7 protein-coding genes and 3 pseudogenes are annotated in these 9,628 nt (G+C 57.9%); 7 read left to right on the forward strand and 3 right to left on the reverse strand.

The genetic code is table 11. From position 1 onward, the window contains the following. Window positions 1-217 precede the first annotated feature (217 nt). A pseudogene (locus AC07O1_RS28780) lies at window positions 218-528 on the reverse strand ((R)-mandelonitrile lyase); the annotation flags it as partial. Here AC07O1_RS28780 and AC07O1_RS28785 point away from each other — a divergent pair. The 6 genes and pseudogenes from AC07O1_RS28785 to AC07O1_RS28810 form a co-directional block, all read left to right on the forward strand. After that, window positions 526-693: pseudogene (locus AC07O1_RS28785) on the forward strand (amidohydrolase family protein); the annotation flags it as partial. The pseudogenes AC07O1_RS28780 and AC07O1_RS28785 overlap by 3 nt on opposite strands. Before the next feature lie 418 nt (window positions 694-1,111). Next, complete coding sequence (locus AC07O1_RS28790) at window positions 1,112-2,335, forward strand: patatin-like phospholipase family protein (RefSeq protein WP_495091001.1); 1,224 nt, start codon at window positions 1,112-1,114, stop codon at window positions 2,333-2,335. Between the two features lie 440 nt (window positions 2,336-2,775). Beyond that, entirely contained in the window at window positions 2,776-3,381 is a 606-nt protein-coding gene (locus tag AC07O1_RS28795) for a hypothetical protein (protein WP_495091002.1), read from the forward strand. Window positions 3,382-3,811: 430 nt separating this feature from the next. Next, window positions 3,812-4,177, forward strand: a pseudogene (locus AC07O1_RS28800) (p-hydroxyphenylacetate 3-hydroxylase oxygenase component); the annotation flags it as partial. A gap of 131 nt (window positions 4,178-4,308) precedes the next feature. Continuing rightward, complete coding sequence (locus AC07O1_RS28805) at window positions 4,309-4,497, forward strand: hypothetical protein (protein ID WP_495091003.1); 189 nt, start codon at window positions 4,309-4,311, stop codon at window positions 4,495-4,497. Window positions 4,498-4,595: 98 nt separating this feature from the next. After that, the gene (locus AC07O1_RS28810) at window positions 4,596-6,719 is read left to right on the forward strand and encodes a TonB-dependent siderophore receptor (RefSeq protein WP_495091004.1); all 2,124 of its coding nucleotides are present in this window, start codon (window positions 4,596-4,598) and stop codon (window positions 6,717-6,719) included. Between the two features lie 96 nt (window positions 6,720-6,815). Here AC07O1_RS28810 and AC07O1_RS28815 read toward each other — a convergent pair whose 3' ends face one another. Continuing rightward, window positions 6,816-7,586 (reverse strand): DeoR/GlpR family DNA-binding transcription regulator, encoded by a 771-nt coding sequence (locus tag AC07O1_RS28815; protein WP_495091005.1) that lies wholly within the window; start codon window positions 7,584-7,586, stop codon window positions 6,816-6,818. A 263-nt stretch (window positions 7,587-7,849) separates the two neighbouring features. Between AC07O1_RS28815 and AC07O1_RS28820 the strand changes: the two genes are divergently transcribed. Beyond that, entirely contained in the window at window positions 7,850-9,130 is a 1,281-nt protein-coding gene (locus AC07O1_RS28820; protein ID WP_495091006.1) for an HAD family hydrolase, read from the forward strand. Window positions 9,131-9,264: 134 nt separating this feature from the next. Here AC07O1_RS28820 and AC07O1_RS28825 read toward each other — a convergent pair whose 3' ends face one another. Next, on the reverse strand, window positions 9,265-9,489 hold the full coding sequence (locus AC07O1_RS28825; protein WP_495091007.1) for a helix-turn-helix domain-containing protein: 225 nt from the start codon (window positions 9,487-9,489) through the stop codon (window positions 9,265-9,267). Window positions 9,490-9,628: the final 139 nt, after the last annotated feature.

Here is a 9,628-nt window from a genome sequence, read left to right on the forward strand (position 1 = left end):
TGTCATTCAGACACACTGTGATACACAGCGGATCAGCAGAATCGCTGTGGGATGAGCTCGACATTCGTCATGAAACGAGTCATCCAGATAGACCGCTTCCTTTGTGACGGCGGGCGCCAGCCTCTTGCTTCAACTTTCATACAGGCGTTTTTGCGTGAATCAGGAATGAGTGCTTCTAGTTGTGGATTCAACCGGTCGATGTAACAGATTGGCCAAATCATTCAGCAGGCGGGCCGACGTTATATTCTTCGTCGGTGACCTTTTCCAACCAGACGACGCTCACACCGTCCAGCGCTTCCTGGACCCCGATGTGGGTCATGGAGGTGGTGGGGCAAGCACCGTCCAGTGTTTGTGGCCAGGCGGGCACCAGATGACATCACCGGCACGAATCTCTACGATCGGTTCGCCTTCACACTGCGTCCAGCCGCAGCCTGCGGTGACAATCAGCGTCTGACCCAGCGGATGGGTATGCCAGGCGCTACGTGCACCGGGTTCAAAGGTGACGCTGACGACGGAAATCCGAGCCGGTTCAGGTGGGGCAGCGACTGGCCGCATACACAACATGAAGAAAGCGTCGGTTTCGGTACTGTGATCGAACAACTGCAAGCACTGGAGTGTTCGACGCAGCTGATGCGTTCGTTGCTGGTCGAAGCGCCTCAGGTGTTATTCGGGTTTGAAGAAAGGGAGGCCTGAAGCTGCAACGACAGATCAAGGGAGCTCCCGGTGCGGGGCTCCATAAATCGTCCGTGATTTTCGCCTGTACAGCTTTGGGAGTCCCGAGCTTGGCCGCTTCAGCCGATAGCTGCCAGTTCGTACGTCGATAGACGCGATTTAAAGTTGCCGGAGCTTTCTGGCTTGCCGGGTTGGTGCTTGGAGAACCCCGGCTTCGGTTATCAGGGCCGGATGAACTATCTATGGAATGGCAACACCCGGGGGGAGGTGGTCAACGAGTTTGTTTATCACGTAAAGGAGCGCAAGATGAGCTCCTGGACATTCGAATGACGTGTCGCAGTCGGCTGGCATGTAGCCATCTTCGGCACCATGGGTAAGGACATTTCACCGAATACGATGAGCGCGTTCGCTGTCGACTGCAGGGGCCGGAGGAGGCGTTTTGAAACCATTCCTGCTCAGACCAGGTGCCTCAACTCTGGACATGTTGCTTCAAGCGTGGCTGCCACGCCGTGACGCTGTTCCGCAAACTTTAACGGAAAAAGCTGTCATCCCAGGCATTCCCAATGCTCGCTACAGGCTGGACCACGACCTGACTCCGTTCATTCAGGATGCGATTCAGTCCAACAAACGCGAGAGCGAGGCGCTCGCCAGGGCCGGGAAGCCGAACAACATCCTGCCGCTGGCAAATATGCTGGCAGTTTCGGGGGGCGGCGACGCAGGCACATTCGCAGCGGGACTCATTACGGGATGGACCGCACACGGGACTCGCCCCCTGTTCAAGGTCGTCACGGGCATTAGCGCGGGCGCCCTGGTCGCCCCGTTCGCTTATCTGGGGTCTGAGTACGACGGCGTCATTCGGGGTATTGCCAACGCAATCGGTCCAAAAGACGTTTTTCATTCGCGAAACGTGCTAACCCGTCTTGCTAGCGACGGTATAGCGGATAGCAAGCCACTGTCGCGGCTCATTACAAAATACGTCACTGCGCAAATTCTTGCGGCGATCGCGTCGGAATACGCCAAAGGACGAATCCTGTTGGTCGGCACAACTGACCTTGATTCAGGGCGGCCAGTCACCTGGAACATGGGCGCTATTGCCTCCAGCGAAGCGCCGGGAGCGCTCGGCCTCTTTCGCAACATCATGATCGCGTCGATGAGTATTCCCGGCGCAGTCTCACCCGTCATGATCGATGTGGACGTTGACGGCAAACAGTTTCAGGAAATGCACGTGGACGGCGGGGTCATCACTCAGGTGTTCCTTTACCCACCTGGCACCTTGATGGCGATGAACAGAGTCAGCGGAGCACCTTTTCGACTTGAACGTAATTTCTATGTCATTCGCAATGGGAAACTCGAGCCGCAGTGGGCTGGAACGAAGCGCCGTACGTTGAGCATCGGCGGTCGAGCCATCAGTGCATTGATTCAAACTCAGGGGATCAGCGACCTGGATCGAATCTACCGTATCGCGCGGCAGGATGGGGCGGACTTCAATCTTGCGTACATCGGCTCCGACTTTTACTTTCCGCACAATCAGAAATTCGACGGCGAGTACATGAAGCGTTTATTCGATTACGCTTTTCAACTCAGCGCGAAGGGCTATCCGTGGCATAAATCGCCGCCGAGCGAAAAGGCGTTAGAGAGGCCCGGTTCTCTGGCTCCCCTGTGAGCAATACACGTCGTCCGGGAGAGCCGGGTCCAGCCATGCTTGGGCGTGATGAGTGACAGACTTTTCAGACCAGCATCAGCCGCCACGACTCGACGATTTCACGACCGATACGCCGCAGCCCGGACAGCCTCCGTCCCTTGGTCGCAAGGTGTCGGCAGATACGGTCGGTGGAGACGCGGCACTGCCGGCCGCCCGTGTTGCTGGCGCAAGGCCGTGGATTCGGGGAGTAGCAGGGCCATCAGCGGTACCACCAGCAAGGGTGCCAGGCCGCCGATTTTGAAGTCGAGAATCCCACTTCAATTCTGAACAAATATGGACATAGGCATTAGCACTGAGTGCTTCATGGATAATCCTAATCAGGTAAGCACGTCGGTCCATAAGGCATCGACAACTGACCCTGTGTTAGCTTGAGTCACGTGTATCCTGGGGGAAGTTTTTCAATGCATTACCTGGACCACCCTGTAGGCAATGTTAACCATCGCAACCTGTTCAGCCTGCCGCCGAACTGCGAGAACACCACCGCGATCCCCGATGCGCAGGTCCCGGACCTTACTCCTTCGACGCTTCTCCTGACCGGCTTCGGTCGTCAGGACACTTTGATCGCGCGCTCGATTGAAAACCGTCAACGACAGTTGGAAGTCAAGATGCGTTTTGGTGAGTCGATTGGCCAAGAGACGCCGGCTGAGCGGTTTTGTGCCACTGCGCTTTATCAAGTAAGCGGCGGTGTCAGTTCAACTCTCGATTACGACAGAGCGGCTACGGCAAAGCGCTTCAAGGACAGGCCTGACTTGATGCCTTATACCTTGGCAGACTGCCTGCATGAACTCGGTTACTGGAACGAGCTTTATCTGTTGCGCAAGGCCTGCGGGGTGCCAGGGGACAGGCACACTGAGGCAACGATACGCGAGTGGTTCATATTCGAAGTACTGGCGCAAATCAAGCCGCGCAGCCGAGAGGAAGCACAAGCTGTCTATCAATACATCATTGATCACGACCTGGAAGACCAGCGCGGTAGCCGGGCCATCATCAAAAACCTGATTGGGTGATCTGATTACGATCACTGTGCCTGTACTCGGGCCCTCTGCACAGCGCTCGGTAGTGCCTACAGACCACGTTTTCGAGACGATATGTTGTCGTGGTCAACTAATCCCGGACAGGAGAAAGTAATGCATCACGAGACATCAGCCACTCTCTGATGCATGGGTACAACTGGATTCGACCCCATCAATTCAACGGCTGACGGCGCCCGCTCCCTCGACCGGTTTCGGTCAGCCATGGCGATGCTGCTCGAGCTTCAACCCGCGCGAAACTTCCCTGCTATGAAAAGTGCAATCTTCCACTTGGAACGTGCATTTTTCATAGCGTCCTGCTTACGCATACTGACCCGGCACACATGATTGATCTCCGCCATTTCCTGCACCGTAAGAAGCAATGGAGTGCAAGGCGAGGCGGGATCAGCAGACGCCAATAATAAAGAGTTTGCTGTGTACCCACCTCGCGATGTTCCCTGCAAAGACTCAGCAGGAGATCTGGGGCGACGATCCTGATGCCACTGCCAACAGCAGTATTGCGCCCTTCGGTCGCACTGAAGAGATCGACGGCGGCGTGATGTTCAGCGGTGAGATGGGATGGAGCAGCGGTTGCGATCATGCCGAGTGGGCAATCGTTGGTTTCAGACGCAAAAACGCTGAAGGTAATCAGGACTACTGTTTCGCTGTCTTGCCGCGCAGTGATTACGACATTCGTGATGACTGGTACGCCATGGGCATGCGCGGCAGCGGCAGCAAAACCTTGATCATTGATAACGCCTTTGTGCCGGAACATCACATCCAGAAAGCCAGGCACAAGTCGAGCATTTCAAAAGCGTGCTCAAGGGTGTGATTCAAGGCGCCTGAGACCGCCACTGACGGTGAGACAAAACGCGCGCCCGAGGGCGCCGTTTTTCCGCCTGTTAATCTTGCCATGGAGCTCTGATGTCCCTCGGTATCTTCCTCGCCGCGCTTTGCTTTGCGGCCTGCCTGCGGCGCATCGATGAGACTCATCGAGCTGAAATGCGAGGTCGATCTCTGACCGGTGCGTATGCCGCTTACTGGCACATTGCGCGGGATCTTTTGGCTCTCGCTTACTTGTTCTTGAGATACTTTTCTGAGGAGCAGAAGTGAGAGGAGGTATCAAATGAGAATGTGTATTGATATTATTCGTTACACAATCTTGCCAGGTTTCAGAAGTACCTGGCGTCTTCCCAAGGGCCTGTACGTCGATGCGTCGAACTCTCGTTTCTCTGTGTGTGATCCAAGCAATCTCCCAGTCCGCCTGGGCTGAACAAGCCCCGACTGATCCTGCGTCAATAGAGTTACAAGCGATCGACATCAACGGCACGTCCGATGAGCAGGCCCGGGGCCCCGTCCAGGGCTATCGAGCGACCCGCTCGGCCAGTGCCACGCGCACCGACACCTCGATTCATGAAACCCCACAGTCCATCAGTGTAGTCACCCGGGATGCGGTGGAGGACCTCAGCGCCACTCGTCTGCAAGACGCACTGGATTACGCCGGGGGTGTGGGCCGGGCGAACAATTTCGGTGGACAGGGCCTGACCACCTTCACCGTGCGCGGTTTCACCACGGGCGAGTTCTACCGCAATGGTTTCCCGATCAACCGCGGTTACCCGAACATGCCCGATGCCAACACCATCGAGCGCCTGGAGGTCCTGCGCGGGCCGGCCACCATGCTATATGGCCGTGGCGACCCCGGTGGCACCTTCAACGTGGTGTCCAAGCAACCCCTGGCCGAACGTGCGGTCACTTTGGGCAGTCAGCTCAACGACCAAGGCATGCGCCGTGCGACGCTGGACGCCACGGGGCCGCTGGATGACGAGGGAACATTGGCCTATCGGCTGAACGTGATTGGCGAGGGGGGCGATACCTTTCGTGACCAGGTGGAAAACGAGCGTTACGGCGTGACACCGGTCCTCAGCTGGCAAGTCAACGACACCACCCGTATCACCTTCGAAGGCGACTTCATGCGCAACAACGCGCCGCTCGATCGCGGTGTGACCCGTTATCCCAATCAGATCGGCGTGGCCTCGCGGGATACCTTTTTTGGCGAAAAAGATATCGGCAAGCTGCATAACGACAACAACATGGCGCAGGTGCGCTTCGAGCATTTCCTCAACGACAACTGGAGCCTGGGCGGCGGCGGCCAGTGGCTCGACGGCACCTTGCAAGGCAATGCCATCGAGGCCAACGGGGTCGCTGCTGACGGCCGTACCCTGGGGCGCAATTTCAACTACCGCAAGCTGGAGTGGAGCGATCGGGATCTGCAGTTGAACCTGACGGGATATTTTTCCGCCGCCGGATTCGATCACACCCTGCTGACGGGTATCGAATATGAGGACTACAACTACAAGTCGATCATCCGTCGCTCCAGTGGTTCGGTCAGTGCTTACCCCATCGATATTTTCAATCCGGTCTACGGCCAGCCGCGTCCGGCGCTGACCGGCACCCCCACCCATGACCAGGAGAATCTCAAGACTTACGCGGCTTTCGTGCAAGACCAGGTGACCCTGACCGAGGGTCTGAAAGCCTTGGTGGGCGCGCGTTTTGAGCACTTCGAACATGACTACGATAACTACATCGTCAACGGTCCGAGCTGGACCAACAGCGACAACGCGGTGACTCCGCGCGTGGGACTGACCTACGACCTGACCCCGACCGTGGCGATCTATGCCGACACGGCGCGCTCCTTCAAACCCAACACGGGGGCCAGCCGTACCGGCGGCGGCTTCAAGCCTGAAGAAGGCAAATCCTACGAGCTGGGCGTCAAGTGGGAGGCTCTCGATCGCCAGTTGAGCGTGGATGCGGCGGTGTATCAGATCGAAAAACGCAACGTCCTGACGACCGACCCGGTGGACTCGACCTTCAGCGTTGCCGCGGGTGAAGTTCGCAGCCGTGGTTTGGATCTGAATGTGGCCGGTAACCTCACGCCAGAGTGGCGCATGATTGGTGGTTACGCCTACGTGGATGCCGAAGTCACGAAGGACAACGTGCTGAAATCAGGTACCCGGCTGGTGAATATTCCCCAGAACAGTTTCAGCCTGTTGAACGTTTATGAGTTTCAGGACGGTGGGCTCAAAGGGCTGGGCCTGGGGCTGGGAGCCAAGTATGTTGGCGAACGCGCCGGCCAGACCGCGGCCAATGCTTTCTCCATGGACAGCTACAAGGTGTTCGACTTGCTCAGCTATTACAAAGTCAACGAGCACGTGCGGCTTAACCTTGACCTGAAAAACCTGTTCGACAGGCACTACGACGAAGGCGCCTTTGGCAACGTCTACGCCTATCCGGGCGCGCCGAGAACCTTGCAGGCGGGTATTTCTTACACCTTGTAGGAGAGTGACGGTCGCTTGTCACTGCCAATCAAGCGGGTTGCGCCGCATCTTGGGCATCACGCTGCCCCGATTCCCCTCTGAACCGGCAGGCCACCGCTACGCCAGGACAATGCGTTTCAGCCTGGCGTTCAGTGCGGCGAACGCTGCTTCGGTACTGGCCTTGTGGTTGGTGATGAGCAGGTCAATGCGTTCTGGCGGGCAGAAGGCGACGCGGCTCTCCACGCCGATCTTGCTGTAATCGGCGAGGATGACCACGCGCTCGGCATACTCGGCCATGGCGCGCGCCACTTCGGCTTCACGGTGGTCGTAGTTGCTGGCACCGCGCTGGGCATCGATGCCGACGGGCGACAACAGCGCGAGGTCGGCCCGATAGCGGCCAATTTCCGCCACCGTGGTGCCACCGACCGTAGCCGGAGCACGATCGTCGAGCGAACCGCCCAGTACAATCACCTCGTTGTGCTGGCCGCCCGGCACGGCGGGATTGCGCAATTGCAGCGCCACGTTGAACGAGTTGGTGATCACGGTTAACCCGCCCAGCTTGGCCAGCTCTTCGGCGAGGATGACCGTGGTGGTGCCCGCGTCGATAAACACAGTTTGTCCGTGCGACAGCAGGCTGACCGCGGCGCGCGCCAGGTCACGCTTGAATTTGACGTTGATGTGCGCACGCTCGGCGATTGGCGCCTCGTCCTCGACGCGGATGGCGCCGCCGTGTATCCGCTTCAACTCCCCCAGTTCTTCCAGAGCGACCAGATCGCGCCGCACGGTCTCGCGTGAAACATTCAGCTCCGTGACGATGCGGTCGGTGGTAACGCGCTGCAAGGTCGATAGCAGTGCGCGGATCCGCTGGTAACGCTCTTCTTGCCACATGCCGGGTGTCCCTGCTGTTGAGTCGCTGTCCGAGCACGCATTGTGGAGGGGGATCGGTCACTGTCAAGTTCGACTCGGCCCTGTAAACATTGCTCAGGCGCAGCCTGCGAATCATGAAAGTGTAATATTGTGGCAATATTGTATTTTTGTGTATTTGAAGATAGCCTCGTCGCCGGACGGTTTTTCCCTCTCGTCCATTTTTCGAAACACGCTTTCGCCATCGCCTCGGTTGTAACCTCTCGTCTAGAAGTAGGAGCTATGCCATGCAGCGTCGCCAGTTTCTGAACACCCTCGCCACTGTTTCCGTCGTCAGTCCGCTGTTGTTGTCATCGCGCATAACGCAAGCCGCCACGCCCCCAGCCACGCCGAGCGAGCTGGACCCGGCGCGCTGGTCGCCACTCAACAAAAAGCGCCTGCAGGCGGTGATCGACCAGCACGGCGTCAAGAGCCCGTCCTACCGCCCGGAGCAGCGCCCATACGCGGTGTTCGACTGGGACAACACCTGCATCATGAACGACTGTGAAGAAGCGCTGCTGGTCTACCAGATCAATCATTTGCAGTACAAGTTGACGCCCGATGAGTTCGCCGCCGTGCTGCGCCAGGACGTGCCGAACGGCCCGTTCATGAAGGACTACACCACCGTGGACGGCAAGCCGGTCAAGATGGAAGACATCGCCAGCGACGTGGAAGCCGATTACCGCTGGTTGCACGCCAACTACAAGGGCCTCGCTGGTGACAAGAGCCTGGAGGAAATCCAGACCAGCGAGCAGTACAAGGACTTCCTCGCCAAGCTCTACTTCATGTATGACGCGATCTGCGACAGTTACCCGGTGGAGATCGGCTACAAGTGGATTCTGTACTTCTACAAGAACATGACCACGGCCGAATTGCAGGCGATGGCCGAGGCCTCGAACAACTATGCGATCGGTGACGCGCTGCGCAAGGTCAAGTACGAGAGTTCTCGCACGCTTTCGGGCAAGGCAGGGGTGGTGGCGGACACCCACTTCCATGGCATCCGCATCCATGAGGAGATCCGCGGCTTGATGCACTCGCTGCGCGCCAACGGCATCGACGTCTATGTCAGCACCGCCTCGATCGACGATGTGGTGCGGGTGTTCGCCGGCCATCCCAATTACGGCTACGGCGTGCCGCCTGAGAACGTGATCGGCCTGCGCATGGCGATGGAAGAGGGCAAGTACACCAGCCGCTATCTGCCGGGCTGGCACTTCAACTACGGGCCGGGCAAGACTGTCGGCATCAAGAACGTGCTGGTGAAACAAAAGGGCTACGGCCCGGTGCTGGTGGCCGGCGACAGCGACGGCGATGCCTGGATGTTGCGCGACTTCAACGACACGGCGGTGGGGGTGATCGTCAACCGCATGAAGAAGGGCGAGATCGGCACCGACAGCCAGCAGGCCGCCACCCAGCTGGGCACCCCGAACGCCCGCTTCATCCTGCAGGGGCGCGACGAGCACACTGGCCTGATGATCCCGGACGAAAAATCCCTCAAGTACGGTAAAAGCGAGCTTAAGCTGCTGGCTTGATGGCACTGGCTTGCGGATGGTCGGCTGCCATCCGCGAGCCGCAGTGCAATGGCTGGAAAATCAAGAGGGCGCCCACCGCCTCCATCGCTCAGAGCCCGGTCAGGCTTCAACAGTGGCCTGCTATTGCACAGGCGCTAGAACAACATACCCATCAAGGATGCTTTGACCGCTGCTTCGGCTTTGTTCGTTGCCTGGAGCTTGCGCATGGCATTGACCAAATGAAACTTCACGGTTCGTGTGTCGATATTCAGAATGATGCTGATTTCGACATAGGTTTTTCCCATGGCCGTCCATTTCAAGGTTTCTTTTTCCCGGGTGGTTAATGGCTTGTCACTTTCGGGAATGTATTTTTTTTGCAAAAAAACGGGTCATGGATGCCTGCACTAATTGGGTTAGCCAAATTAATTGGGTCTCCTTGCTCTCTAGTGGCCTGTGTGGCTAGTTCGTTAGCTCAAATTCGGATGCCGGCGGCCCAGAGCCAAGGCGCTGTGACGAGTC

It is taken from the genome of Pseudomonas sp. GW821-FHT07G10 (genome assembly GCF_059418545.1).